Source organism: Stenotrophomonas sp. 59 (assembly GCF_030291095.1).
Lineage (GTDB): Bacteria > Pseudomonadota > Gammaproteobacteria > Xanthomonadales > Xanthomonadaceae > Stenotrophomonas > Stenotrophomonas maltophilia_Q.
Genome location: NZ_CP127408.1, coordinates 1,168,168 through 1,194,551, shown reverse-complemented (window position 1 = coordinate 1,194,551; position 26,384 = coordinate 1,168,168). Strand labels below are relative to the sequence as shown.

General features: G+C 65.9%; 18 protein-coding genes. 8 read left to right on the top strand and 10 right to left on the bottom strand.

Annotation, left to right across the window (positions count from 1 at the left end; all coding sequences use genetic code 11):
- Nucleotides 1-36 precede the first annotated feature (36 nt).
- Both QP552_RS05440 and QP552_RS05435 read right to left on the bottom strand, forming a co-directional pair.
- Nucleotides 37-1,773, bottom strand: a complete 1,737-nt coding sequence (locus QP552_RS05440) for a hypothetical protein (protein WP_286075241.1) — start codon at nt 1,771-1,773, stop codon at nt 37-39.
- A gap of 175 nt (nt 1,774-1,948) precedes the next feature.
- The gene (locus tag QP552_RS05435) at nt 1,949-2,530 is read right to left on the bottom strand and encodes a single-stranded DNA-binding protein (RefSeq protein WP_286075239.1); all 582 of its coding nucleotides are present in this window, start codon (nt 2,528-2,530) and stop codon (nt 1,949-1,951) included.
- Between the two features lie 293 nt (nt 2,531-2,823).
- Between QP552_RS05435 and QP552_RS05430 the strand changes: the two genes are divergently transcribed.
- From QP552_RS05430 to QP552_RS05410, 5 genes are all read left to right on the top strand, one after another.
- On the top strand, nt 2,824-3,852 hold the full coding sequence (locus tag QP552_RS05430) for a LacI family DNA-binding transcriptional regulator (RefSeq protein ID WP_286075237.1): 1,029 nt from the start codon (nt 2,824-2,826) through the stop codon (nt 3,850-3,852).
- 207 nt (nt 3,853-4,059) lie between these two features.
- A complete protein-coding gene (locus QP552_RS05425; RefSeq protein ID WP_111112763.1) occupies nt 4,060-4,518 on the top strand; it encodes a GNAT family protein in 459 nt (152 codons plus the stop codon).
- A gap of 144 nt (nt 4,519-4,662) precedes the next feature.
- The gene (locus QP552_RS05420) at nt 4,663-5,565 is read left to right on the top strand and encodes an ABC transporter ATP-binding protein (RefSeq protein WP_286075235.1); all 903 of its coding nucleotides are present in this window, start codon (nt 4,663-4,665) and stop codon (nt 5,563-5,565) included.
- Between the two features lie 12 nt (nt 5,566-5,577).
- Complete coding sequence (locus QP552_RS05415) at nt 5,578-9,162, top strand: ABC transporter permease subunit (protein WP_286075233.1); 3,585 nt, start codon at nt 5,578-5,580, stop codon at nt 9,160-9,162.
- A gap of 689 nt (nt 9,163-9,851) precedes the next feature.
- The gene (locus QP552_RS05410) at nt 9,852-10,253 is read left to right on the top strand and encodes a hypothetical protein (RefSeq protein WP_286075231.1); all 402 of its coding nucleotides are present in this window, start codon (nt 9,852-9,854) and stop codon (nt 10,251-10,253) included.
- 41 nt (nt 10,254-10,294) lie between these two features.
- Here the strand turns inward: QP552_RS05410 and QP552_RS05405 are convergent, their stop codons facing one another.
- From QP552_RS05405 to QP552_RS05380, 6 genes are all read right to left on the bottom strand, one after another.
- A complete protein-coding gene (locus tag QP552_RS05405) occupies nt 10,295-10,597 on the bottom strand; it encodes a hypothetical protein (protein WP_286075230.1) in 303 nt (100 codons plus the stop codon).
- Complete coding sequence (locus tag QP552_RS05400; protein WP_286075229.1) at nt 10,594-11,058, bottom strand: GNAT family N-acetyltransferase; 465 nt, start codon at nt 11,056-11,058, stop codon at nt 10,594-10,596. The genes QP552_RS05405 and QP552_RS05400 overlap by 4 nt, the downstream gene beginning before the upstream one ends.
- Nucleotides 11,059-11,148: 90 nt before the next feature.
- Entirely contained in the window at nt 11,149-11,535 is a 387-nt protein-coding gene (locus QP552_RS05395; protein WP_106549280.1) for an SseB family protein, read from the bottom strand.
- 159 nt (nt 11,536-11,694) lie between these two features.
- A complete protein-coding gene (locus QP552_RS05390) occupies nt 11,695-13,410 on the bottom strand; it encodes an alpha-amylase family glycosyl hydrolase (protein ID WP_286075227.1) in 1,716 nt (571 codons plus the stop codon).
- A complete protein-coding gene (locus QP552_RS05385) occupies nt 13,410-14,897 on the bottom strand; it encodes an MFS transporter (RefSeq protein ID WP_286075226.1) in 1,488 nt (495 codons plus the stop codon). The genes QP552_RS05390 and QP552_RS05385 overlap by 1 nt, the downstream gene beginning before the upstream one ends.
- The gene (locus QP552_RS05380) at nt 14,894-17,086 is read right to left on the bottom strand and encodes a Six-hairpin glycosidase-like protein (RefSeq protein WP_286075224.1); all 2,193 of its coding nucleotides are present in this window, start codon (nt 17,084-17,086) and stop codon (nt 14,894-14,896) included. The genes QP552_RS05385 and QP552_RS05380 overlap by 4 nt, the downstream gene beginning before the upstream one ends.
- 237 nt (nt 17,087-17,323) lie before the next feature.
- Here QP552_RS05380 and QP552_RS05375 point away from each other — a divergent pair, with 237 nt between their 5' ends.
- Both QP552_RS05375 and QP552_RS05370 read left to right on the top strand, forming a co-directional pair.
- Complete coding sequence (locus QP552_RS05375; protein WP_286075223.1) at nt 17,324-19,378, top strand: glycoside hydrolase family 97 protein; 2,055 nt, start codon at nt 17,324-17,326, stop codon at nt 19,376-19,378.
- A 225-nt stretch (nt 19,379-19,603) separates the two neighbouring features.
- On the top strand, nt 19,604-22,360 hold the full coding sequence (locus QP552_RS05370; RefSeq protein WP_286075222.1) for a TonB-dependent receptor: 2,757 nt from the start codon (nt 19,604-19,606) through the stop codon (nt 22,358-22,360).
- A gap of 237 nt (nt 22,361-22,597) precedes the next feature.
- On the opposite strand, the gene QP552_RS05365 is transcribed toward QP552_RS05370, so the two are convergent.
- Entirely contained in the window at nt 22,598-24,211 is a 1,614-nt protein-coding gene (locus QP552_RS05365) for an alpha-glucosidase family protein (RefSeq protein WP_106549275.1), read from the bottom strand.
- 214 nt (nt 24,212-24,425) lie between these two features.
- Here QP552_RS05365 and QP552_RS05360 point away from each other — a divergent pair, with 214 nt between their 5' ends.
- Nucleotides 24,426-25,424 carry a polyprenyl synthetase family protein gene (locus tag QP552_RS05360; protein ID WP_106549274.1) on the top strand — a complete coding sequence of 333 codons (999 nt, stop codon included), beginning with the start codon at nt 24,426-24,428 and terminating at the stop codon, nt 25,422-25,424.
- A 111-nt stretch (nt 25,425-25,535) separates the two neighbouring features.
- Here the strand turns inward: QP552_RS05360 and QP552_RS05355 are convergent, their stop codons facing one another.
- Nucleotides 25,536-26,321: a dienelactone hydrolase family protein gene (locus QP552_RS05355; RefSeq protein WP_286075219.1), complete on the bottom strand. Its 786-nt coding sequence runs from the start codon at nt 26,319-26,321 to the stop codon at nt 25,536-25,538.
- Nucleotides 26,322-26,384 lie beyond the last annotated feature (63 nt).

Here is a 26,384-nt window from a genome sequence, read left to right as displayed (position 1 = left end):
CACAAGGGTGGATGCCTGCGGACTAGTGCTTGCAGCTCAGCGTGATGGTGCACCTTCCGAACTGCTCTCTGTAACGCTGGTAGGGCGCCCATAGCCATCAAACGAATTGACCCGCCAGATCATCGTTACACCGTCGCGTGTGGTCCTGCGCTGCTGCAGCGGCCTGAGCAGCGCAGAACTTCCATCATTGCTGCCCCACGCCCAGCCATAGCGATCCGGGAAGGGCATCGAAGGCATCTGTGCATCTGAAACATACGTCAGGTCTTCGGTCTCGAGTACCGTTCCTGCTGCGTTTCCGACACGCCGACCGAGAAGCTTCCCTTCATTGAACCGGAAGACAATTCCGTAGATCTCTTCGATCCAGCTTCCGTCAGGCCGCGTGATCCTCACCGCCTTGGACTGGGTACAGGTGCTGCAGTAGGGATCGCTCCCCGCCCAATAGTCCTGGTAATCCCCCTTGTCCGTATACGTCCAGCGCATGGGAGCAATGCCCGGCCCCTCAATGGTCTTCTCCACCAGACCAAAGTTCTCAAAATAATTGGCAATCGCGAGATACTGAATCATCTGACCATCGCGCGCCTCTTTGATGCAGTAACTCGCCGGAACTCCCGCACGGTACCCTCGCCCATTCCGGAAGGAGAATGTACCGATCGCACCAGATGGATGCTTCATCTGAAGCGTGTAGATCTTGTCCCGGAAAGGCGGACTGCCACATCCCTGCGACGGGTCCTCCGGCCAGTTCTCATAGGCGATACGCATGTCGGAGAGATGATTGATCTCCCACCGGGCACCATCCGGCTGGGCAACCCGCTGCAGCGAGTTGCCTGCATATCCGTAGGTCCAGGTGCGGCCATTTGCCGAGGCGCTCTGCAGGCGATTCCCTGCATAGTTCAACAAGATCGAGCGCCCATCACTGGACGCGATGTTGGTCGGATAGCCGTTCCCGTTGTAACTGATGCTGACACTGTTGCCGAAACGATCCTCGATTCGGCTTGCCAACAGATAGATCTCTACACGCGCCTGTGCAGCGTTGGCGCCGATAGACCCCATCAGACCCACAACGCGCTCGGTGCCAACATTGAAGGTGTACTTGATGCCCGATGTGGTCTGCAGGATGAAGCCTTCTCCCTCCAGTCCGGAGATCATCGGTGTGCAACTGACGGTATCCATTGCACTGGTGGTCCAGCTCCAGTTCTCGCTTTGGCGACTGGCTGGCTTCAGGCTGGCAGGTGGATCACCCATCAGCGACCGGGCGCCCTCCCCGGGAAGATTGACTGTATAGCCAGACCAGATGTCTTCAATCCGGAATGGCGGCGGCGTATAGGGAATGAAATTGGCGCTGCAGCGAGGAACTTTCCGAGAACCCCGATAGGTCCACCCATACTGGGAATCGAATACGCCCGAGATGAAGGGCACATCGATGCTCCAGTCACCGGCACCGCCATAGATCAACGGTGCCAAACCGAACTCGGGAATGGGCCTCACATTCAATCGGCGCTCGAGCCGGACCGGTAACGTATTACTGCCGGCCAGGTCGATATCGGTCTGCCTGAAGTACCCGCTCTGGTCATAGACGTTGACCGAATCGCCGAACAGCTCTGATGTCAGTGCACCAACCTGCTCTGCCGAGCGGAGCTTCTTGTCATACTCCTGGTATGGCTGAAGAGTGGCCTGTTGCGCGTGGCTGGCAAAAGCAATACCAGCAACGAAAAGAACAGCAATGCCGATCCTTGCACATGCCTCGGCAGCAACTTTCCCGGTTCTGGTCCGCATCCTTGCCTCCTCATGTCCGCCATGAGTATTCGGTCAAAACCGGCCAAGATCAAGGAGCTGTGAAGCGTCTCCAAACCTCGGACTCGGGAGCTGAAGGCTGAGGGCGATGTACCAAAAAAAAGGGCCTGCAGCGCAATGGATGCAGACCCTTGATTACATCGTCCAGCAGCGCCCGTCAGAACGGAATATCGTCGTCAGCGAAGTCGTCCATCGGCGGCGCCTGCTGCGGCTGCGGGCGCTGGTTGCCACCCTGGTTGCCGTAGCCACCGCCCTGGTTGCCGCCCTGGTTGCCATAGCCACCGCCCTGGCCGCCACGCTGGCCACCGCCGCCGTATTCCTGGCGCGGGGCCTGCTGGCGCTGCGGGCGATCGCCGCCGTAGTTGCCACCACCGCCGCCACCGCCGCCACCGCCGCCGCCTTCACCGCGGCCGCCCAGCATCTGCATTTCATCGGCGACGATATCGGTGGAGTACTTCTCCACGCCGTCCTGGCCGGTGTACTTGTCGTAACGCAGGCTGCCTTCGACGTAGACCGAGCTGCCCTTGCGCAGGTATTCGCCGGCGATCTCGCCGAGCTTGCCGAAGAACACCACGCGGTGCCATTCGGTGCGCTCCTGCTGGTTGCCATCCTTGTCCTTGCGGACGCTGGTGGTGGCCAGGCTGATGCGGGTGATCGCCATGCCGCTCTGGGTGTACTTCACGTCCGGGTCGTTGCCGAGATTGCCGACCAGGATGACTTTGTTGATGCCGCGCGCCATAGGTACCTTCGTCCGTTGTCCAGGGGCAGACCGCCAGTGATAGCACAGCCCCGGGCAGGGGTGCAGTACGCTGGGCCGCCCCTGGTGAAATTTGGGGGAATGCGAGAACGACGCATCTTACCATTGCCGCCGCCATCCGCCCGGTCAGGAGATCCCGACCGCATCGAAGGATCAGACTGATTTCCTTGTCCGGCAATGACTTACCTTCGCCCCGACGAACGCCTGCGGGGGCATTGGCGTCTGCCCATGGCATCATGCCCGGGCACCTTCCACCTGGCCCCTTCCACCCGCACATGACCATCAAAGGCAAAGCCACCTCCCTGGACATCGCCCACCTGGCCGGGGTCTCCCAACCAACCGTGTCGCGGGCCCTGCGCGGCAGCCCAATGGTCAATGCCGAGACCCGCGAGCGCATCCTGCGCATCGCCCGCGAGCTGAACTACAAGGTCGACAAGAATGCCTCCAGCCTGCGCCTGCGCAACGCCGGCACCCTGGCCCTGCTGTTCTTCGAGGACCCGACCAACGACGATTCGCTGATCAACCCGTTCTTCCATTCGATGCTGGGCTCGATCACCCGCGCCTGCGCCCTGCACGGGCAGGACCTGCTGGTCTCGTTCCAGCAGCTGTCCACCGACTGGCAGGCCGACTACGAGGACAGCAACAAGGCCGACGGCATCATCCTGCTCGGTTACGGCGACTACCACGAATCACGCGACCGCCTGCAGCGGCTGGTCGAACAGGGCACGCATTTCGTGCGCTGGGGCGCCGCCCTGCCCGGCCAGCCGGGCGTGTCGATCGGCAGCGACAACTTTCAGGGCGGGCACGACATCACCACCCACCTGCTGCAGCAGGGCTGCCGGCGCATCGCCTTCCTTGGCCACGCATCCAGCCACTACCCGGAATTCCAGGAGCGTTACCGCGGCCACGTCGCGGCCTTGCAGGAACATGGCCTGGCTGCGGAACCGGCACTGCAGCACGATGCGATCACCACCGAGGCCTCCGGCCAGGAGGCCTGCCAGCTGCTGCTGGCGCGTGGCGAGCCGATCGATGCGATCTGCGCGGCCAGCGACCTGATCGCCATCGGCGCGATCCGCGCCCTGCGCGAAGCCGGCCTGCGGGTGCCCCAGGACGTGGCGGTCACCGGCTTTGACGACATCCCGCTGGCAGCCTCCGTTTCCCCTGCGCTGACCACTGTGCAGCAGGACACCAAGCAGGCCGGGCAACTGCTGGTGGAGCGCCTGCTGGCGCTGATCGGCCGACAGCCGGTGGACAGCCAGAGCATCCCGGTGAAGCTGGTGGTGCGCGAATCGTCACTACGCTGAGGCCGCTGCCTCGGCTATGCTGCATCCCACCGCCGGGCGCGCCCCGGCACCGCACGCCCTCTTCGGGAGAAGGCCTTTGTCCTCCGTCAGCATCCACTTCCCGCACCGGTAACGGCGGCGAACGGCATGCTGCGTCACGATTGACGCCCGCGCCCCTCCTCGTACCGGTCATGCCCGCTTCGGGCACTTCCACCTGTCGAGGTTCCCATGCTTTCACCTGTTTCCGCACTTGATCTGCGCGCCCTGTTGTCACGCCCCTGCTCCGCGGACGATGCCATCGCTCCGCTGCCCGTACTGACGATGCTGGCCGACCTGGCCGAGCGCATCGAAACGCTGTTCGCGCCCGCGGCCTGGCAGGTCGTGGATGCCGGCCAGCCAGTTGGCCTGTTCTCACTGACCCGCCCGCCGGAGCAGGGCGTGCTGGATATCGGCTATGGCATCGCCCCGGCACATCAGGGACGGGGCCTGGCGGGCCGGGCACTGGCTGAACTGGTGGCCTGGGCGCGGCACGATGCGCGCGTGTGCTGTCTCACCGCTGAAACGGCTGTGGGCAATGCACGCTCGCAGGCAGTACTGCGCCGCAACGGCTTCATGGTCAGCGGTCGGCGCATCGACGCTGAAGACGGCCCAGTGGTGTGCTGGCAGCTGCGGGTCAACAACGACTGACGCAGCTGCGGGAGCGGGCGGTGGCCTCCACCGCCCCTCCCAACGCACAACGGCAGGCGCCTCCCCCCATGACCAACGGCGGATGCGCAAGGAGGCCGATGCGCGGATAACGCGCAGACACGCCCATGGAAAGGTGTACGTCGCATGCTGAAGATCGATTCGCTGTCCAAGACGTACGCCAACGGCGTGCATGCTCTCAACAACGTCAGCCTGGATATCCCGCGCGGCATGTTCGGCCTGCTCGGGCCGAACGGCGCGGGCAAATCCTCGCTGATGCGCACCCTGTCCACCCTGCAGGAAGCCGACAGCGGCTCGGCCGTGCTCACCATCCCTGGCGAAACTCCGATCGACGTACTGCGCGACAAGGATGCGGTGCGCCGCCGGCTGGGCTACCTGCCGCAGGATTTCGGCGTGTACCCAAAGGTCAGTGCGCTGGACCTGCTGGAGCATTTCGCGGTGCTGAAGGGCCTGACCCAGCGCGCGCAGCGCCGCGAAGTGGTCGACGGCCTGCTGCAGCAGGTGAACCTGTGGGACGCGCGCAAGCGCAAGCTGGGTACCTTCTCCGGCGGCATGCGCCAGCGCTTCGGCATTGCCCAGGCGCTGCTCGGAGACCCGCGGCTGGTGATCGTCGATGAGCCCACCGCCGGCCTCGACCCTGAGGAACGCAACCGCTTCCTCAACCTGTTGGCGGCCATCGGCGAGAACGTGGCGGTGATCCTGTCCACCCACATCGTCGAGGACGTGACCGACCTGTGCCCGACCATGGCGATCATGAACAAGGGCCAGGTACTGCTGACCGGGCGCCCGGCCGACGCCATCGACGCGCTGCAGCAGCAGGTCTGGCGCAAGCAGGTCGATCCTTCTGAACTGGCCGACCATGAAGCCCGTTACGTGGTGCTGTCGACCCGCCTGGTGGGAGGCCGCCCGGTGATCCACGTGCACAGCGCCAACGACCCCGGCGATGGCTTCGCGGCCGTGGCTCCCGACCTTGAGGACGTGTACTTCCAGCGCCTGCGCCTGCAGGCCCGTAGCCGCGCGGCAGCCTGAGCGGAGCACGCCATGATCCTCAACTTCTTCCGCTTCGAGCTGCGCGAGCAGCTGCGTTCCCCGCTGCTGTGGCTGCTGGCCGGGCTGTTCGCCCTGCTCGCCTTCGCCGCGGCCTCCAGCGACGCCGTGCAGATCGGTGGCGGTACCGGCAACGTGCACAGCAATGCGCCGACGGTGATCGCGCAGATGCTGGGCATCTTCACCCTGCTCGGCATGCTGGTCACCGCGCTGTTCGTCAGCAATGCACTCCTGCGTGACTTTGAGCTGGGCACCGCCGAGCTGATCTTCGCCAGCCCGGTGAGGCGCCGCGATTATCTGGCCGGGCGCATCGCTGCGGCACTGGCGTCCGGACTGCTGGTCTACGTGCTCATCGCGTTCGGCCTGTGGCTGGCGCCGCTCATGCCCTGGGTCGATCCCGAACGCATGGGCCCGATCAGCTGGCAGGGCTATGCCTGGACCTTTGCGGTCATCGTCATTCCCAACCTGCTGTTCACCACCGCGTTGCTGTCGCTGCTGGCCGCGGTGACCCGCTCGATCCTGTGGGTCTACATCGGCCTGGTTGCCTACCTGGTGCTGTTCGGTGCCAGCGCGGCCCTGCTGCGCGACATCGACAACACCTGGATCGCGGTACTGAGTGAGCCGCTTGGCATGCGTGCGCTGGGCCGCACCATCCGCTACTGGTCCACCGCCGAACGCAACAGCGGCATTCCGGCGCTGACCGGCTACCTGCTTGCCAACCGCGCCCTGTGGCTGGGCGTGGCCGCGGTGCTGTTCGCTGCCACGTTCGCGCTGTTCCGCACCGAACGCAGCGGCAGCGGCCGCCGGCGCTGGGGCCGCAAGCCGACGCTGGCGGCCGCCGATGCGGTGACCGTACGCCCTGCCCGCGCAGCCCTGCCGCACGTGGTACCGGCGTTCACTGGCAGCACGGCGTGGCAGCAATTCCTTCGTCAGGTGCGTTTCGACACCGGCGGCGTACTGCGCAGCGTCCCGTTCATCGTGCTGCTGGTTCTGGGGCTGGCCAACTTCCTGCCCAGCGCCCTGTTCCGGCAGACGCTGTACGGCACCTCGATCTGGCCGGTCACCTCGCAGATGATCATGGGCCTGCAGGGCGCCTTCAGCTGGCTGCTGATCATCATCGTGCTGTTCTTCGCCGGCGAGCTGGTCTGGAAGGAACGCGGCGCGCGCATCAATGAAGTGACCGACGCCATGCCGGTGCCGAACTGGGTGCCGCTGCTGGCCAAGTTCACCGCGCTGGTGGCGGTGATCGCCTGTTTCCAGGCTGCCGGCGCGCTGGCCGCGATGAGCGTGCAGCTGGCCAAGGGCTACACGCACCTGGAGCCGTTGCTGTACCTGCGCAGCCTGGCGCTGGATTCGGTGGTGTACGTGCTGATGGGCGGCATGGCGCTGGTACTGCAGGTGCTGACCAACAACAAGTTCGTCGGTTACGCGCTGCTGATCGTGGTGATGATCGGCCAGGGCGTGCTGGGCATGCTCGACTACACGCAGAACATCTACAACTTCGGCAGCTGGCCGATCGCCCCCTATTCGGACATGAACGGCTACGGCCACTTCCTCACCGGACAGCTGGCGTTCCAGGGCTACTGGGCGTTGTTCCTGCTCGCGTTGATGTGCGTGGCCTCCGCCTTCTGGGTGCGCGGTGTCAGCCAGGGGCTGCGCCAGCGCCTGGCCCTGGCCGGCCGCCGCCTGCGTGGGCCGACCGGCGCCTTTGCCGCAGTGGCCGCCCTGGCCTTTGTCGGCGTCGGCGGCTGGCTGTACTGGAGCACCAACATCCGCAACGAGTTCCTTTCTCCGGATCAACAGCTGGACCTGCAGGCCCGCTACGAGCGTGAGCTGTCGAAGTATCGCAACCTGCCGCAGCCGCGCATCGTGGCGGTGGACAACCACGTGGACCTGTTCCCCGAATCGCAGTCGATGGTGATCGATGCGAACTGGACGATCCGCAACCTGCACGCGCAGCCGATCCCGGAACTGCATGTCTCGATGGGTGATGACAAGCAGCTGGTGGCGACCGATCTTGGCGGACAGAAGCTGACCTTCCACGACAAGGATCTCGGCTACCGCATCTACCGGCTGGACACGCCGCTGCAACCGGGCGAAAGCCGCAGCGTCCATTTCCGGGTGGTGCAGAAGCCCAACGGCATCACCGCCGGCCAGGCGCCGAGCAACATCGTGGACAACGGCACGTTCTTCAACAGCCGCGTGCTGCCGTCGTTCGGTTACAACGAAGGCGCGGAGATCACCGACCGCAACGAGCGGCGCAAGCGTGACCTGGGCGAGCCGCGGCGCATGCCCAAGCTGGAAGATGAAGCCGCGCGCGCCAACACCTACATTTCCAACGATGCCGACTGGCTCGATTTCCGCACCACGGTGTGTACCGCACCGGACCAGGTCGCACTGGCCCCGGGCTATCTGCAGCACGAGACCACAGTGAATGGCCGGCGCTGCTTCAGCTATGCCATGGACCGCCCGATGCTGAACTTCTACGCCTACCTTTCGGCGCGTTGGGAGGTACGCAAGGGCAAGTACAAGGACATTCCGATCGAGGTCTACTTCGACCCGGCACACGGCTACAACGTGGACCGGATGATCGAGGCGGTGCAGAAGTCACTGGCGTACTACGAAGCCAACTTCACGCCGTACCAGCATCGCCAGGTACGCATCATTGAGTTCCCGGGCTATGCTCGCTTCGCGCAGTCGTTCGCCAACACCATTCCGTACTCCGAGGCAATCGGCTTCATCGCCGACCTGCGTGATCCGGACAAGGTGGACTACGTTTTCTACGTGACTGCACACGAGATCGCACATCAGTGGTGGGCACACCAGGTGATCGGCGCCAACGTGCAGGGTGCCACGGTGCTGTCCGAGTCGCTGTCGCAGTACTCGGCGCTGATGGTGATGGAGCAGGAATACGGCCGCCAGCACATGCGCCAGTTCCTCAAGCGCGAGCTGGACGGCTACCTGTCCGGGCGTGGTGGCGAGGCCATCGAGGAGCAGCCGCTGGAGCGCGTGGAGAACCAGCAGTACATCCACTACCAGAAGGGTTCGCTGGTGTTCTACCGGCTGCGCGAAGAGATCGGCGAGCAGGCGTTGAACCGCGCCTTGAAGCGCTTCCTGCAGGACAAGGGGTACCAGAAGCCGCCCTACACCACCTCACGCGAACTGCTGGCCTACATCCGCGCCGAGACCCCGGCCGACCGCCAGCAGCTGGTCACCGACCTGTTCGAGAAGATCAGCTTCTACGACAACCGGGTGATGGCCGCCAGCGCCCGCAAGCGCGATGACGGTCGCTACGACGTGACCCTGGACCTGCACGCCGCCAAGCAGTATGCCGACGGCAAGGGCCAGGAAAGCGACGGGAAGATGGATGACTGGGTCGAGATCGGCGTGTTCGCCAACGGCCCTTCCGGCAAGGAACGCGACCAGAAGGTGCTGTACCTGCAGCGTCATCACATCACCAGTGCGGAACCGAAGATCACGGTGACCGTGGATGAAAAGCCGGATGAGGCGGGCTTCGACCCCTACAACAAGCTGATCGACCGGGTAAGCGACGACAACCGGCGCAAAGTGACGATGTGAGGTATGCGGTGGTGCCGGTAGCGGCCGGCACCACCATCGACTGCGTGTATGGGAATGCAATGTGGTCGCGATGATCCATGGCTGAAGGTTCTGCTTTAGCTCACTACCCCGACTAATCGCTGGCACCGCGCGCAGTCCATCTGTAGTGCCGGGCCATGCTCGGCACCATCTGCCCGAAGACACTCCCCTGGCGTCTGTTTCAGGCACAACCGCATCAGCAACGATAACTCCTGTCGAACTCCGGCTCGCACGCCCGCTTCCCATCTCCTGACATCACGTTGATCCCGAATCCTTGCGCTTCGCGAGCAGATCGCTGATGCAAAGCGGATCGCCGCGCCCGCAATGTGGAGCTGCGGAACAACCTCGAACACGAGGTGGATCCGCAGACATGATTCCTCATCCAGAGAGTTCCACTTGTGGGAAGCATCAGTGATTTCAAAGACCCTGCTTGGCACTGCCCGAACCAATACATGGTCTCCAGAGAAGGGCAAGCAGACTTCTACTGTAGTCGACACGGGCTCGCTGAAGGCGAGCGTCTCCAACTTGAGGATATCGTCCACAGGTCCAACGACTGGGTCTCCATCACGCCACAGAATGGCAGCGGATACATCGCCAGCGTATACGTCGCGGCTCCGTGAATGGTGGGCTGGATCACTGCGGGTGGGTTCTGCCTCAACAGGAGCAACACCGTGAAGAAGTGGCTTCTGCTGGGAACACATCTCCTGATCGCCATGATCTCCTCCCTGTTGGGAGGACTCTATGTAATCCAGATGTTTCCCAGCCTGCGGCAGCAGTACAGCAATGAACTTGCGACATCGATCCACCTTCTTTTCAACGAACAAGGACAGGCAAGGGACGAGGCCGACCTTCGCCGCAGAATCTCCCTGGACATCGCCAACAGCCTGCACCTTTCCGCCAATTCACCGGGCAGGTCGGAGTCAGAACTCGAGCGCCTGAGAGCCCTCAGCCGTCGGGTACTGCAGCAGGATCTGCTGAGATATGTCGAGCAGCCGGATGCGCGGCGCAATGCGCTTGACGGGGCCACTCACCTTACCCGCGACCTGCCAACTCATGGTTCTTCCCTGCGGTAGTGCCAGGATATGCCTGACAACTCTGCCCCTACATGAGGGCGTCAGCCGTGTGGCGACACCTCGGTCTTCGGCCCCAGCAACGCCAGCAGCACAAAGACCACGATCGAGGCGACGGTGCCCAGCGCCGCCGGAAACCCGAATGCCCACGCCGAGCGCCCCTGTTGATGCGCCCACTGGGCCAGATGCCAGGCCGCGCCCAGGTTGATCAGCCAGGCGATGACGAACACCGGCCACAGCACCATGCCCACCGCGCGCAGCAGCGGCATGGCCACCAGGGCGGCAACGATGGCCGCGATCAGGAAGATGAGGGCCGAGCGGGAATGGCGTGCCATGGCTGCGCTCATGCGGCCAACCTGCGCACCATCACCAGCACGCGATAGCTGTGGTTGTCGGCTTCCTGCAGTGGCTCCCAGCCCAGCCGCGCATACAGACCACCGTCCAGGGACTCGGTCTGCAGATAGAGATCGGAAACCCCCATCCGCACCGCCTGTGCCGCAGCCTGTTCGACCAGACCACTGGCCAATCCGCGGCCGCGATGGCTGTCGGCCACGAATACGCTGCCCAGCCAGTGCTCGTACTGCGGGAACGCCTGCATCTCGCGGCGCTTGAGCTGGACTGCGCCGGCCATCTGCCCATCTTCGAATGCGGCGATCAGGTACGGGAAGCCTTCGGCGTCCTGCGGCGGGCTGAGCCGCTGCAGTTCCTGTTCCAGTGTCAGGCCAGCGTCCTGGCCCCATTGCGCGTGGTACCACCGCGCCAGCTGTTGCCGTTCCGGCGCGTTGACGGGTAATTCCCTGAATTCCATGTCGTAACCTCGCTGGGGAAGCGCTCTGTAGCTCGACTGATCTGGCGTATCGCAGAAGCAGTCAAGCATGGCTCGACTCTACAGAGGTATTCAGCCCTGGGCGAAGTCTTTCAGGATTTCGCCGATGCCGCTGGGCGAGATCTCGAAGCCCAGCGACGTGCCCGGGTTGATAACGACACCGTACCCGCCCGGTACGCGGCGCAGCACGTCCAGCATCAGCCAGCGGATCTGGTGCGGAACCTGCTGGCTGTAGATGCCCACACGCGCAGGGTCGGTGAACACGGCCACGTGCAGGGTGCCCTGCTTGTCGAACAGCAGCGGGTCGAAGCCGCTGCCGTCGGGGGTGACCAGGCTACCGGTCAGCAGCACCACCTCGGAGGCAACGAAGGCCTCCATGAAGGCGCGGATCGGCACTGCCCCGTCCATGGCCGCCTTCAGCAGGGTTTCGATCGGGGTCTGCGGTGCAAGGTCGGTCATGGCGGTACGGCGGGGCGTGAGGGGTGCCTATTGTAGAGTCGAGCCTGCTCGACTGCTCGAAGAGCGTGCCAACCAAGGTTGGCACCTACCAGAGCGGAAGTGCCAACCGAGGTTGGCGCCCACCAGAGCGGTAGCGCCGGGCCATGCCCGGCGGCTCCTTCAGCGCCCCAGCCGCTGGTCCCGCGCCCGCTGGTCGGCCATCGCCTTGTCCAGTTCGGCCTGCAATGCCGGCTGCTGAACTGGCGCATCCAGCACGTAGACCTTCACCCCGTGCGCGGGCACTTCTGCCTTCAGGGCGCCGTCCACGATCAGCGAACCACCGTCCAGCGCATTACGCCACGTGCCTGCCTGCAGGTAACGCCCCACCTCGAAGGTGCGCGCCGCATCGCCCTTGTTCAGCAGCACCAGCGCGGTCTGCGTCACGTCACCGTGCTGCAGCACGCGGAAGAACACCGCCTCGTCGCCCTGCAGCCGCTCGTTCACCTGCAGGCCACGCTGCAGTGCCGGAGTCGCTTCACGCAGTTTGGCGATGCGCTGCAGCGGCGTGAAGATCGGGCTCTGCGGCGCGGCGTCCACGCGCGGCTGGCCGAAGTAGGCCCGATTGCCGGCATGCTCGGCACGGCCGCGCATGAAGCCGGTTTCCGAGCCGTAATAGACCACCGGAATACCCCGTGCGGTGAACAGCCAGTTGTGCGCATCGACGAAGCCGCTGTCGCTGGCCTGCAGGCGCGGCATGTCATGGTTGTCGTAGAAGCTCATCAGCTCATACGGGTTGGCGTACGGACCACCGCTCAGGTGCAGCGGCTCGGCCAGCGTCTCAAAGCCCTTTCCGGCGGTGCCGAAGGTCTGCTCCAGAGCACCGCGCAACGGGAAGTCGAGCACGCTCACGTTCGCATTGGCCGGCCAGGTGTGCTCGGCGATGCGCGTGGCATCGTAGTCGAACGCTTCGCCGAACATGAACATGCCCGGATGCTGCGCGCGGATGCGCCTGACGAACTCGTGCCACCACGGGTGCGGCAGCCAGCCGATGGTGTCGATGCGCAGCGCATCCACGCCCTGCGCGGTCCACTGCAGGTAGGCGCCAACCAGGTAGTCCATCACCGCCGGATTGTCCTGGTTGAAGTCGGACAGCTCGGCAAGGTTGCCGTCGAAGATCGATCCGTCTTTGCTGTCGACCGGACCGATGTTGTTGTAGAACGCGTGCAGCGGGTTGTGCTTCGGATCCAGCTTCTGCGGCGGCAGGTTCTGGTGGTCGGCAATCAGCCTTCCATCCTTGTCGAAGATCTGGCCGAACTGCGGCTGCCGCGTGGGCATGGTCCAGGCCGGCGAGCCGTGGTTGCCAACGATGTCCAGCACCACCTTCAGGCCGGCGCCGTGCAGGCCCTTGGTCAGGCCAGCGAAGTCCAGATCCTTGCTGGGCAGGTGCTCGTCGAGTTTGTAGAAGTTGATGCCCCAGTAGCCGTGGTACCCAGTCTTGCCGCGATCGGTCAGCGTGCTGGTGCAGCTGATCGGCTTGCTGCCGGTAAAGGCTTCGTCCGGGTTGTCCACGATCGGCGTGATCCACACCGCGCCGAAGCCGAGGTTGCGGATGTACTGCGCATTGTCGAGCACGCCGCGGAAGTCACCACCGAGGTAACCGATGTTGCCGTCCACTTTGTCCGGGCACGGCACCGGGATATCGAAGGTGCGGTGCTTGCCGCCCTGGTCGCGGTGATCGTTGGACGGATCGCCGTTGACGAAACGATCGGTGACCACGAAGTACACCGCATCGCTGGCGAACGGCTCGGTGGTACCAACGTAGTCCGGGCGCGGTGTGGCCACGGCCTGGCCGGCGAACAGGGCAAGGGAAACAACAACAGCCAACGCAGCACGCATCACACCACCTCCGGACGGGACGGAACCCGCAGCACGCACAGGCCGGCGACGAACAAGCTGCAGCCGCCCAGTACCAGCACATGCATCGGCTGGCCACCCAGCCACGCGCGCAGGGCAAAGCCGAGCGCGCTGGCCGCGACCAGCTGCGGGATCACGATGAAGAAATTGAAGATGCCCATGTACACGCCCATCTTCGACGCTGGCACGCTGTCGGACAGCAGTGCATACGGCAGCGACAGGATCGACGCCCAGGCGAAACCGACGCCGACCATCGACAACAGCAGCCAGTGCGGATCTCGGATGAGCATCAGCGAGACCAGCCCTGCTCCGCCCAGCCACAGGTTGACCAGGTGGCTCCAGCGCAGGCCGATGGCACGCACCATCGGTGGAATCAGCACCGCGGCCAGCGCAGCGAAGCCGTTGTATGCGCCGAACAGCACGCCCACCCAGTTGGCGCCCTCGTTGTAGGCCGCCGTCTTTGGATCGGCCGAACCGAAATGGACACCGGCCACCGCCGCGGTGGTGTAGATCCACATTGCGAACAGCGCGAACCACGAGAAGAACTGTACCCAGGCCAGCCGCCGCATGGTCACCGGCATCGCCCGCAGGTCGCCGACGATGGCGGCCAGCATATGCGTGGCAGGCAACGCGCGGGCCACCGCCAACAGCACGCCATAGCCCGCACACAGCCCCGCCAGCACGTACAGCATCCTGTCACCCTGGCGCCAGGCGATCAGCAGGGCCAGCAGCACGCCCAGCCCCAGCCACAACGCCACCTGCGCCCACGGTGCCGGTCCGCTGACCACGCGCGCGGCATGATGCGCCGGTGGCTCGGCATCGTCGAATGCGGCCAGCTGTGCCGGCGAGTACTCGCGTGTGCTCACCACGGTCCAGGTGATCGCCGCCAGAAGCACCACCGCGCCGAAGTAGAACGCATAGCGCACGGTGTCCGGCACTTCCCCGGCGGCAGCCGTATTGGCCACGCCGAAGTGGGCGAGGATGAACGGCAGGAAGCTGGCGACGATCGCGCCCACGCCGATGAAGAAGCTCTGCATCGCATAGCCGGTGGGGCGCTGGCGTGGCGCCAGCTGGTCACCGACGAAGGCACGGAACGGCTCCATCGACACGTTGATCGAAGCGTCCAGCACCCACAGCGTGCCGGCGGCGATCCACAACGTCGGCGAGTTCGGCATCACCAGCAGCGCCAGCGTGGTCAGTACCGCACCGATCATGAAGAACGGGCGACGGCGCCCCCAGCGCGTCCAGGTGCGGTCGGACAGGTAACCGATCACCGGCTGCACCAGCAAGCCGGTGAGCGGTGCGGCGATCCACAGCCCGGGCACCGCCTCGATGTCCGCGCCCAGCGTCTCGAAGATGCGGCTGGCATTGGCGTTCTGCAGGGCGAAACCAAACTGGATGCCGAGGAAGCCGAAACACATGTTCCAGATCTGCCAGAACGATAGCTGCGGTTTGGCGGGACGATTCATCGTGCGTCCTCGTCCAAGGCAACCTGCGCCACCTTCAACGCCTGCACCCACGCCTGGTTGAGCACGCCGTCGCGCCCACCTTTGCCGCCGGTGTAGTGCGCGAAGTGTTCAAGCGCGCTCATGTTGAAGCCCTCCTCAAGCGCTACCGTACAGCGGCCCTTGGGCACCGCGAACGTCGCCGCCGTGGAGTCCTGCACGGCCACGCTGTGCGGCATCGCAACCGTGTGTCGTTGCACTGGCTGGCCCGCGCACTGCAGTACCAGCTGCTTCACCGCAGCGGTGACGCCGGTATTGATCGGCCCGTTCGGATTGGCGTACTGCAACCGCAGGCGTACGTGCCCAGCCTTGCCCGAGGTGAACTGCCAGCGCTGCTCTCCTTTCAGCTGCTGCTCCGGCCCGACACAGACCGTCGGGCCGTGCAGCGATTCCAGCCCGCCTTCGCGGCGCGTCAGGCTGAGGCAGTGCTGCAGGCCATCGTCGCTGATGCGCGCCACGCCGTTGCTGGCGGTGACTGCCTGGCCGTCCTGCCACAGCACGTGATGCGCGGCGACCTGAACGTCCCAGCCCGCGCCCTTGCGCAGGGCCTGCGGCGCCACCGGTGTGGCCGGTGCACGCGCGTTGGCATCCGCCGTCGTGGTCGCAAAACCGGTCGCTGCCGGTGCGGCGATCAGCTGCACGGTCGTGGTGGTGCCGCGCGTGGTGGTCCTGCCCGCCACCAGCAGGCCGTCGCCCACGGTCTGCGGGCGCTCCAGCACATAGCGCTTGTCGTTGGCTTCCAGCGTAATGCTGCGCTGCGTGCCGAACAGCTCCGGCACCAGCACCGCCGGCAGCTTGGGTTGCACACGGCCATCGTCCTGCACGCCGAATACACCTTCGACCACCATCGACAGGTACCCCGCCACCGACCACAGCTGCCGTTCGGAATTGACCACCGGGCCGCTGAGCGCGCCTTCATCGACATGCACAGCCTGGGTGACCAGCTCGTAGTTCTCCATGTTGGAGCCGGCCAGCGCGGCACCCTGCATCATCGAACGGATCTCGGCGGCGATGCGCGGCGCATCATCCAGCTGCCGCGCTGCACGCAGCGAGTAGGCGCTGACGAATGGCCAGATCGCACGGTTGTGGTAGATCGGCTGCTGCGCTTCCTGCGGCCAGACCACCGGGCTGCCAGCCGGCCCGATCGGGTACGCCGCCAGCGCACGGCGCGCACGCTCGGGCGGCAGCACGTCGGCCAGGATGCCCAGCGACAGGCCGAGCAGATCCACCTTGGCATACGGCACCGGGTGCGCGGCTTCACCGATGTAGCTCATGTACAGGCCGATGTCCTCGCGCCAGAAGCGTGCATCGATCTGCTGCGCCAGCGCATCGGCCCAGGCCCTGTATTCGGCCGCACGGGCGTCACCGCGTTGGGCGGCCAGCTGCTCGGCCAGGCGCAGCGCCTGGTAGTGCAGCACGTTGGTGGACAACGCATAGGAATCACCGATGAAACGCACATCCTCGCGGGTCCAGTCCGGATAGGTCTGCTCGCGCCAGTCCAGGAACGAGGTCTCGCCGCGGTACAGGCCCATCTGCGCGTCGAACACCATCGCCCGGTCCTGCGCCAGCGTGCCCTGCAGTGCCTGCCAGACCTGATCGGCGAACGCAGGATCATCCAGCAGGTGGCGCGCGGCCAGGAACCACACCACGCGGTCGCTGCTGATCGGCCAGCTGCCCCCCGAGCCGGTGTCCTGGGCGACGAACAGCCCCGGCGTATGCCCATCGCGCGCCGCCGACAGCTTGAACTGCAGCGACTGCCGGGTGCGCTGCGGGTCCAGCCGCGCCAGCGCCAGGTCGGCGGCGAAGCTGACATCGCGGGTCCATACATAGGGCCAGCGTGCACCGGTCTGGAAGCACTCGCACGGCACCGGACGGCCTTCGTCGAAGGCAGGATCGCGGATCGCGTCCACGCGGTCCTGGTCCATCTCCTGCTGGGCAAGCACGAACAGTGCATCGAACATCACGCTGCCGGTGCGGCTGCGCATCGGTGCGGCTGCGATCTGTACGGCCCCCTTCGGCGCATGCAGCACGAAGCTGCCGTTGGCTGCGGCTTCGGCGCGCGCGTGGCGGCCGTCGAATTGCAGGTCGGCCGCCTGCGCGGTCGATCCCAGCGCTGCCCCGAGGGCAGCGGTCAGGCAAATGATCTTCAGCATCGAAGCGGCGGACCGGCTTGCGCCCGTCGGCCTCCCTCCCTCTCTGCACGCGTTGTAGGTCCGTACCGTCGTTGCCGGCGGGCGGGCGCGGCCCCTCCCTCAAGGGGCCTTGGCCCCATGGTAGACGCGGGGCTGTCGACTGCGCCCAGCTGCATACGTATTCATGGCTCTGTGCGGTAGCGCGCCGGCTGCGCTGGCTTATGGTCCGGGTCTGCCAACGGCGCCTTGGGAGGGGAAATGCCGATGTCACCCACTGCTGTACGCAGCGCGCTCGCGCATGTGTTCGGCCTGGCATTGCTGGGAATGGCGGCGCTGTCGCAGGCTGCGCCGCAGGTTGTCAGCGTCGAATCGCCGGGCAAAGTGCTCAGGGCCAGCCTGGTGCTGGACGGCGGCACGGCGCGCTATCGCGTCGAGCGTTTCGGGGGGACCGTGGTGGAGGATTCGAAGCTGGGCTTCGCCCTGCGCGACGGCCGGCTGGATCGTGATTTCGCGGTGATCGGCCAGCAGCAGCGCAGCGTCGACGAAAGCTGGGAACAGCCCTGGGGCGAACGCCGGGTCACCCGCAACCACTTCAACGAGCTGATCGTGCAGCTGGCTGAGACCACCGGCAACAAGCGCCGCTTGGATGTGGTGTTCCGCGTCTACGACGACGGCCTCGGCTTCCGCTACGTGTTCCCCGAGCAGCCCAACCTGCGCGAGGCAATCATCGATGACGAGCTGACCGAGTTCGCCATCGCGCCGGAATCGACCGCCTGGTGGATCCCGGCCGGCGAGCCGATCCACTACGAATACCTGTACCAGCGCACCCCGCTGCGCGAAGTGCCGCTGGTGCATACGCCGATGACCCTGCGCAGCCGCGATGGCCTGCACGTGGCAATCCACGAGGCCGCGCTGGTGGACTACGCCGGCATGTGGCTGCGCCGCACCGAGGGCCAGCGCCTGCGCGCGCAGCTTTCGCCTGCGGCCGAAGGCTGGAAGGTGCGCCGCGCCCTGCCCTTCGCCACACCGTGGCGCACGCTGCAGATTGCTGACCGCGCAGGTGGGCTGGTCGAATCGGACCTGATCCTCAACCTCAACGAGCCCAACGCGCTGGGCGACGTGAGCTGGGTGAAGCCAGCCAAATACCTGGGCGTGTGGTGGTCGATGCATCTGGACAACGAGAGCTGGGCGACCGGGCCGAAGCATGCGGCCACCGCCGCCAAGACGAAGAAGGTGATCGACTTCGCCGCTGCGCACGGCTTCCGTGGCGTGCTGGTGGAAGGCTGGAATCCGGGCTGGGACGGCATGTGGGTGGGCAACGGCTACGACTTCGATTTCACCCGCGCCACGCCCGATTTCGATATCGAGGCGCTGTCGGCGTATGGCTTGAAGAAGGGCGTGCACCTGATCGGCCACCACGAAACCGGCTGCGCCATCGAGCACTACGAGGATCAGCTGGGCGCTGCGCTGGACCTGTACGCACGGCTGGGCGTGGACCAGTTCAAGACCGGCTACGTCTGCGATGACGGCCAGGTCGACCGCCGCAATCCGGCTGGCGGCCCGCTCTGGCGCGAGTGGCACGACGGGCAGTTCATGGCCCGCCATCACCTGAAGGTGGTGCAGGAGGCGGCGCGCCGGCACCTGTCGGTGAACCCGCATGAGCCGATCAAGGACACCGGCCTGCGCCGCACCTATCCCAACTGGATCTCGCGCGAAGGCGCGCGCGGCATGGAGTACAACGCCTGGGGCCAGCCGCCGAACCCGCCGGAGCACGAGGTCAACCTGGTGTTCACCCGCATGCTGGCCGGGCCGATGGATTACACCCCTGGCATCCTCAGCCTGAAGGGCCGCCACGGCCAGGCCATCCCCAGCACGCTGGCCCGCCAGCTTGCCCTGTACGTGGTGCTGTACAGCCCGATCCAGATGGCCGCCGACCTGCCCGAGCACTACCTGCAGCACCGCGAGGCGTTCCGTTTCATCGAGGACGTGGCGGTGGACTGGGAGCAGAGCCGCGTGCTCGATGGCGAAGTGGGCGACTACGTGACCATCGTGCGCCGCGACCGCAACAGCCGCGACTGGTTCCTCGGCAGCATCACCGATGAGCACGGCCGCGTACTGCCAGTGTCGCTGGGCTTCCTGGAACCCGGCGTGCGCTATCGCGCAGAGATCTACCGCGATGGCGACGGCGCCGATTTCCGCAGCAACCCGTTCGCGTTCGCCCGCGAAACCCGCGAGGTGACCAGCGCCGATGCCATGACGCTGGTGCTGGCGCCGGGTGGTGGACAGGCCGTTCGCTTCACGCCATTGGATTGATGAACGCCCCCGCATGGCGTTCGCCGGGCATGGCCCGGCGCTGCCGTGGCGGGGATCTGAAAGCGATTACACCCCTGCAAACACCATTGAATACGTATGCAGGGTGATTCCCGCGAAGAACGCGCTGCCTACCATAGCGGCGACGACAGCGGCCACCGCGTCGCACGTCCACGGGCACTCCGGGACGTTCACGAATCGATCTGCAACATTGCCTGGGAGGGGAAAATGTTGAACCACAAGCGCAGTGCGCTGAGTCTCGCGCTGGCCGTTGTGCTGGCGCCGACGCTGGCGTCGGCACAGTCCACGCAGAGCACCACCACGCCGGCCGGCACCGCCGCCACCAACCTGGATACGGTGCAGGTCACCGGCATCCGCCGCGGCATCGAGAGCGCGATCGCGGTCAAGCAGGACGCCACCTCGGTGGTCGAGGCGATCTCCGCCGAAGACATCGGCAAGCTGCCCGACGTCAGCATCGCCGAGTCGATCTCGCGGCTGCCCGGCCTGGCCGCGCAGCGTGTGGCCGGCCGTGCGCAGGTGATCAGCGTGCGCGGCCTGTCGCCGGACTTCGCCACCACCCTGCTCAATGGCCGCGAAGTGGTCAGCACCGGTGACAACCGCGGCGTCGAGTTCGACCAGTACCCGTCCGAGCTGGTCAACGGCGTGACCGTGTACAAGACCCCGGATGCGGCGCTGGTCGGCCAGGGCCTGTCGGGCACCATCGACATGCAGACCGCACGCCCGCTCAGCTTCGGCGAACGCGTGATCGCGGTCAGCGGCCGCTACCAGAAGAGCTCGCTCGGCCGCGCCGCCAATGTCGATCCGTACGGCAACCGCTTCAGCGCCAGCTACATCGACCAGTTCCTGGACAAGACCCTGGGCATCGCCATCGGCTACGCGCACAGCGATATGCCGATCCAGGAAAACCAGGTTGGCCTGTATGAACCGTGGACCACCGAGCACACCGACAAGGGCAACCGCCCGGGCGTTGCCGCGGGCACCTACTTCTCCGATGGCATCAAGGCGCTGCGCCGCACCGGCAACAACAAGCGCGACGGCGTGATGGCCACGATCCAGTTCCGGCCGAACAACAGCTGGACCAGCACCTTCGACGCGTTCCACACCGAAGCCGAGCAGATCGACACCGCCAACCAGTTCGAGCTCAACCTGAGCAACTACAACGGCAATTACACGCCCGGCCTGCTGGTCAGCAATCCGCAGGTCAACGCCAATGGTTCGTTCACCGGTGGCACCGCCAGCGGCGTATACCCGCTGGTACGCGGCATGTACAACAAGCGCAAGGACAAGATCGACGCGTTCGGCTGGAACAACGAGTTCAACTTCAGTGGCGTCAAGCTGGTCGCCGACCTGAACTATTCCAAGGCCACCCGCGATGAGCTGAACCTGGAAAACAACCTGCAGCTGACGCCGATGCCGCAGCTGGATACGGTCGGCGTGTCGATCCGCCAGAACGGTTTCTCGCAGATCAGCCCGGGCCTGAACTACTCCAATCCCGACGCGCTGTTCCTGACCAACACCATCTATGGTTCTGGCTACGGCAAGGTGCCGCAGGTGGAAGACCGCCTGAAGGGCGGCAAGCTGGCCGCGACGATTGCACTGCCCGAGGCCATCGCCTCGTGGGCGCCGGACCTGGACATCGGCGTGAACTACGCCGACCGCCGCAAGGTCAAGACCCAGTCCGAAGGCAACATCCTGCTCGGTGCCCAGGGCGATGCCAACATCGCCTCGGACCTGCAATACCGTCCGGTGGATCTGAGCTTCGCCGGTCTCGGCACCATCCCGGCCTGGAACGTGCCGGCCGCGGTCGGTCGCTACATGACCTTCAACCCGGTCGACAACCTGGACTACCTGATTCCCAAGTCGTGGACGGTGCAGGAAAAGATCACCACCGCCTGGGCGCGCCTGAACATCAACACCGACATCGGCGTGGTCGGCGTGCGCGGCAACATCGGCGTGCAGATGCAGCACACCGACCAGAGCTCGGATTCGCGCTACTGGGACAGCTCGCAGCCGGCCGGCAGCAACATCCAGCCCTACTCCGCAGGCCGCAAGTACAACGACTGGCTGCCGAGCTTGAACCTGGCCTTCATGTTCCCGCACCAGCAGACGCTGCGCTTCGCCGCCGCCAAGCAGGTCGCACGACCGCGCGTGGACCAGATGCGCGCCGGCCTGGAATTCGGCGTGGACACCGGCACCGGCCGCCCCGGCGGCAGTGGCGGCAACCCGCTGCTGGACCCGTGGCGCGCCACCGCACTCGACCTGTCCTACGAGAAGTACTTCGGTGAAAAGGCCTACGTGGCCGCCGCGATCTTCTACAAGGACCTGAAGAGCTACGTCTACACCCAGTCGGTCGACAACTACGACTTCACCGCGCTGCTGGGCAGCTACGTGCCGCCGCCGGGCATGACCTCGCCGGTGCTGACCACCGGCACCTTCTCCGCGCCGCAGAACGGCAAGGGCGGTACGCTGAAGGGCCTGGAACTGACCGCGTCGTTCCCGCTGGACATGCTGACCGACAGCCTGCGCGGCTTCGGCGTGCAGGCCAGCGCGACCTTCAACAAGAGCGACATCACCATCCTGGATCCGGAAAGCGCGTCCAGCGTGGGCACCGATCCGATCAGCCTGCCGGGCCTGTCCAAGCGCGTGTACAACTTCACCGCGTACTACGAGCGCAGCGGCTTCGAGGCACGCGTGAGCCAGCGCCGTCGTTCGGACTTCATCGGTGAGATCGGCAACTTCAACGGCAACCGCAGCCTGCGCTACGTGGTGGGCGAGAACGTGACCGATGCGCAGGTCAGCTACACCTTCAGCGACAGCAGCGCCCTGCGTGGCCTGACCCTGCTGCTGCAGGGCAGCAACCTGACCAACGAACCGTACCGCACCTACGCCGGCAGCAAGGACCGCCCGCTGGAGTACATCGAGTGGGGCCGCACCTACATGCTGGGCGTGAACTACAAGTTCTGAGGTCGCGCCGGGCCCTGCCCGGCGCCGCGGATCACCGGAAACCCGCTGCGCAGGCAGCGGGTTTTCCTTTGCGCGAACGCCGGCGAGGGTCTGCAAAGCCCATCCACGCCATCCATGAACCGGCGCCATCCCGGTAGATCCACGCCATGCGTGGATGCCTTTCACCAACCGCACCCACAAAAAAGGGACGGGGCGCTTCGGCCCCGTCCCCGCAAGTACCGCCACCGGAGAAAACGGTCAGCTGCGTCGGGCGCAATACACCGCGCGCGGCGGCAGCTGGAGTTCATTGCCCTGCACCGTGCCCGCATCCGGGCCCGGCACCGCCACCTGCTGCCAGTTGCCCGGCGGCAGCGGATGGCTTACCGCCTCGGCCGACAGGTTGAAGGCCAGCAGGAGGGTTTCATCTGCAAGCATACGCTCGAACAGCAGCACTGGCTCGGCGCTTTCGATGAATCGGATGCTGCCATGCAATAGCGCCGGCTGGCCATGCCGCCAGGCCAGGAATGCCCGGAACGCCGCCAGGACCGAGTGCGGGTCCCGCTCCTGCACGGCCACCGCCGCCGCCCGGTGCTCGGCCGGGATCGGCAGCCAGGGCTTGCCGGAGGTGAAGCCAGCCAGCGGAGCGTCGGTCCACGGCAGCGGGGTACGGCAGCCGTCGCGGCCCTTGAAATTCGGCCAGAAGGTGATGCCGTAGGGGTCCTGCAGCGCCTCGAACGGCACCTCGGCCTCGGCCAGGCCCAGCTCCTCGCCCTGGTACAGGCACACCGAGCCGCGCAGCGAGCACAGCAGCGCCACCAGCATCCGCGCCAGCCGCGGATCGGCCGGATGGCCGCCCCAGCGGCTGACCGCCCGCTCCACGTCGTGATTCGAAACCGCCCAGCACGGCCAGCCTTCGGTCATCGCCGCTTCCAGGCGGGAGACCGTGTCGCGGATGTAGGCCGCGCTGTAGTCGTCCACCAGCAGCTCGAAGCTGTAGCCCATGTGCAGGCGGCCGTCCTGGGTGTACTCGGCAGTGGTGGCCAGCGAGTCCTCCGAGGAAATCTCGCCGAGGCTGACCGCGCCCGGGTACTCGTCCAGCAGCGCGCGCAGCTGCTCCAGGAACGGCAGGTTCTCCGGCTGGGTGTTGTTGTAATAGTGGTACTGGTACGCGTACGGGTTGTCTGGACTGAAGCCGCGGCCCACGCGCTTGTCCGCCGGCTTGGGCGGGTTGTCGCGCAGCTGCGCGTCGTGGAAGCAGAAGTTGATCGCATCCAGGCGGAAGCCATCCACGCCGCGGTCCAGCCAGAACCGCACGTTGTCCAGGGTGGCCTGCTGCACGTCCGGGTGGTGGAAGTTCAGGTCCGGCTGGTCGACCAGGAAGTTGTGCAGGTAGTACTGCTCGCGGCGCGGCTCCCACTGCCAGGCGCCGCCACCGAACAGCGACAGCCAGTTGTTGGGCGGGGTGCCGTCCTCGCGCGGGTCGGCCCAGACGTACCAGTCCGCCTTCGCATTGTGGCGGTCCTGGCGGCTCTCGCGGAACCAGGCATGCTCGATCGAGGTATGGCTCAGCACCTGGTCGATCATCACCTTCAGGCCCAGGCCGTGCGCCTTGGCCAGCAGGCGATCGAAGTCGTCCAGGCTGCCGAACAGCGGGTCGACGTCGCGGTAGTCGGCGATGTCGTAGCCGAAGTCGGCCATCGGCGACTTGAAGAACGGCGAGATCCAGATCGCGTCCACGCCCAGCGCGGCAATGTGGTCCAGCCGCTCGATGATGCCCGGCAGGTCGCCCACGCCATCGCCGTTGGCATCGAGGTAGCTGCGCGGGTAGATCTGGTAGATGACGGCTCCGCGCCACCATGGATAGTGCGACATCGACAGCCCCCCTCCGGGCATGCAGGGCCCGCCGGAAGCGGGCCGAAATCCTGTTCCGGCAAGCTTAGCGGCGGCCTCCCGGGCATGGCGCAACCTGCATACGTATTCACGCAGGCGGCAGCCTTGGCCGGGCCGCAGACGCCGGCCAGCCCGGTTTGCGCCCGAATTCACGGCCAGCGCCTATAATCAGTGGTGAGCCTGAAAGCCTGATCGCATGACCATCACCGAAGACACCCGTCCCGCCCTGGGCCTGCCCCAGATCCAGTCGCTTGCCGCGGCCGACATGGCCGCCGTCGACGCCCTGATCCGGCGCCGGCTGTCCTCGGACGTCGTGCTGATCAACCAGATCGCCGATCACATCATTTCCGCCGGCGGCAAGCGCCTGCGCCCGATGCTGGTGATGCTGGCCGGCCGTGCGGTCGGCAATGTGGGCGCGGACCACCACCAGCTGGCCGCGATCATCGAGTTCATCCACACCTCCACCCTGCTGCACGACGACGTGGTGGACGAATCCAGCCTGCGGCGTGGCCGCAGCACCGCCAACGCGCTGTGGGGCAACGCGCCGAGCGTGCTGGTCGGCGACTTCCTGTACTCGCGCAGCTTCCAGCTGATGGTCGAGCTGGAGCGCATGTCGGTGATGCAGATCCTGGCCGATGCCACCAACCGCATCGCCGAGGGTGAGGTGCTGCAGCTGCTGCACGTGCACAACCCCGATACCGACGAAGCCGCGTACCTGCGCGTGATCGAGCGCAAGACCGCGGTGCTGTTCGCCGCCGGTACCCGCTTGGGCGCGCTGGCCAGCGGCGTGGACGAGGCGACCCAGCAGGCCCTGTTCGACTACGGCATGCACCTGGGCTACGCGTTCCAGATCGCCGATGACGTGCTGGACTACTCGGCCAACGCCGACGAGCTGGGCAAGAACCTGGGCGATGATCTGGCCGAAGGCAAGGCGACGCTGCCGCTGATCCACGCGATGGCGCACTCCGACGACGCCACCCGTGAGCGCCTGCGCACCATCGTGCAGGACGGCGATGCCTCGGCGATGCCGGAAGTGCTGGCCGCGATCCGCGCCACCGGCGGCCTGGAGTACAGCCGCGCGCGTGCAGAGGAATACGCTGAGGCCGCCGAGCGCGCGCTCGATGGCCTGGCAGACAACGACGCCGTGGCCGCCCTGCGTGGTCTGGCCCGTTACGCGGTGCAGCGCTCGCATTGATGGGGAGGCGTGCCGACCAACGGTCCGCACCTACCGCCGCTGTGGGTGGGTGCCGACCTTGGTCGGCACTGGAACATCGGTGGGTGCCAACCTTGGTCGGCACGCCTTTGTTTACCGGAAGCGCTCCTCGAAGAACTCATCCAGCGCCTTCCAGGCGCGCTTCGCCGCACGCTCGTTGTACTGGCAGCCCGGTGGGCTGTTCGCATCGCGCTCGGCAAAGCAGTGCACCGCACCGCTGTAGTTGGTGAATTCCCAATCGACCCTGGCCGCGTTCATTTCCTTCTGGAAACCGGCGATGTCCTCGGCGGTCACGCTCTTGTCGTCGGCCCCGTTGAGCACCAGCACCGACGGGTGCGTGCCACCAGCCTGCGCCGGCAGCGGCGAACCCAGCCCACCGTGCAGGCTGACCACACCGGCCAACGGCGCGCCGGCCCGGGCGAGCTCCAGCACCGTGGTGCCGCCGAAACAGAAACCAACCGCGCCGATCCGGCTGGCATCCAGCGGCACCTTGCCTGCCTGCGCCTTGAGCACGTTCACCGCCTCCAGCGCGCGGGCACGCAGCAACGGCCGGTCGTTGCGCAGCTTGGTCGCCACCGGGCCGGCTTCGGCATCGGTCTTCGGCCGCACGCCCTTGCCGTACACATCGGCCACCAGCACCACGTAATCGTCACCGGCCAGCTGTTTGGCCTTCTCGATGGCCGATTCGTTCACGCCCTTCCAGTTCGGCACCATCACCAGGCCCGGCCGCTTGTCATGCCCGCCATCGTCATAGACCAGCACGCCGCTGAAGGTCGTGCCCTGGTGTTTCCACTCCACCGGCTGCGTCTTCATCGCCGCCCACGCCGGCATCGCCGCCAGCCCCAGCACCATCGCCACACCGCATCGCCACCGATTCATGCGCATGCTCCAGAAAAAGGGGACGGAGGGGATCAAGTCGTATTCGCCCCTCCCGCGTCGCAT

Bases quoted from the DNA above. Each gene is read 5' to 3' on its own strand.
- QP552_RS05440 (WP_286075241.1), bottom strand. From the start codon at position 1,773: ATGCGGACCAGAACCGGGAAAGTTGCTGCCGAGGCATGTGCAAGGATC.
- QP552_RS05435 (WP_286075239.1), bottom strand. From the start codon at position 2,530: ATGGCGCGCGGCATCAACAAAGTCATCCTGGTCGGCAATCTCGGCAAC.
- QP552_RS05430 (WP_286075237.1), top strand. From the start codon at position 2,824: ATGACCATCAAAGGCAAAGCCACCTCCCTGGACATCGCCCACCTGGCC.
- QP552_RS05425 (WP_111112763.1), top strand. From the start codon at position 4,060: ATGCTTTCACCTGTTTCCGCACTTGATCTGCGCGCCCTGTTGTCACGC.
- QP552_RS05420 (WP_286075235.1), top strand. From the start codon at position 4,663: ATGCTGAAGATCGATTCGCTGTCCAAGACGTACGCCAACGGCGTGCAT.
- QP552_RS05415 (WP_286075233.1), top strand. From the start codon at position 5,578: ATGATCCTCAACTTCTTCCGCTTCGAGCTGCGCGAGCAGCTGCGTTCC.
- QP552_RS05405 (WP_286075230.1), bottom strand. From the start codon at position 10,597: ATGAGCGCAGCCATGGCACGCCATTCCCGCTCGGCCCTCATCTTCCTG.
- QP552_RS05400 (WP_286075229.1), bottom strand. From the start codon at position 11,058: ATGGAATTCAGGGAATTACCCGTCAACGCGCCGGAACGGCAACAGCTG.
- QP552_RS05395 (WP_106549280.1), bottom strand. From the start codon at position 11,535: ATGACCGACCTTGCACCGCAGACCCCGATCGAAACCCTGCTGAAGGCG.
- QP552_RS05390 (WP_286075227.1), bottom strand. From the start codon at position 13,410: ATGCGTGCTGCGTTGGCTGTTGTTGTTTCCCTTGCCCTGTTCGCCGGC.
- QP552_RS05385 (WP_286075226.1), bottom strand. From the start codon at position 14,897: ATGAATCGTCCCGCCAAACCGCAGCTATCGTTCTGGCAGATCTGGAAC.
- QP552_RS05380 (WP_286075224.1), bottom strand. From the start codon at position 17,086: ATGCTGAAGATCATTTGCCTGACCGCTGCCCTCGGGGCAGCGCTGGGA.
- QP552_RS05375 (WP_286075223.1), top strand. From the start codon at position 17,324: ATGCCGATGTCACCCACTGCTGTACGCAGCGCGCTCGCGCATGTGTTC.
- QP552_RS05370 (WP_286075222.1), top strand. From the start codon at position 19,604: ATGTTGAACCACAAGCGCAGTGCGCTGAGTCTCGCGCTGGCCGTTGTG.
- QP552_RS05365 (WP_106549275.1), bottom strand. From the start codon at position 24,211: ATGTCGCACTATCCATGGTGGCGCGGAGCCGTCATCTACCAGATCTAC.
- QP552_RS05360 (WP_106549274.1), top strand. From the start codon at position 24,426: ATGACCATCACCGAAGACACCCGTCCCGCCCTGGGCCTGCCCCAGATC.
- QP552_RS05355 (WP_286075219.1), bottom strand. From the start codon at position 26,321: ATGAATCGGTGGCGATGCGGTGTGGCGATGGTGCTGGGGCTGGCGGCG.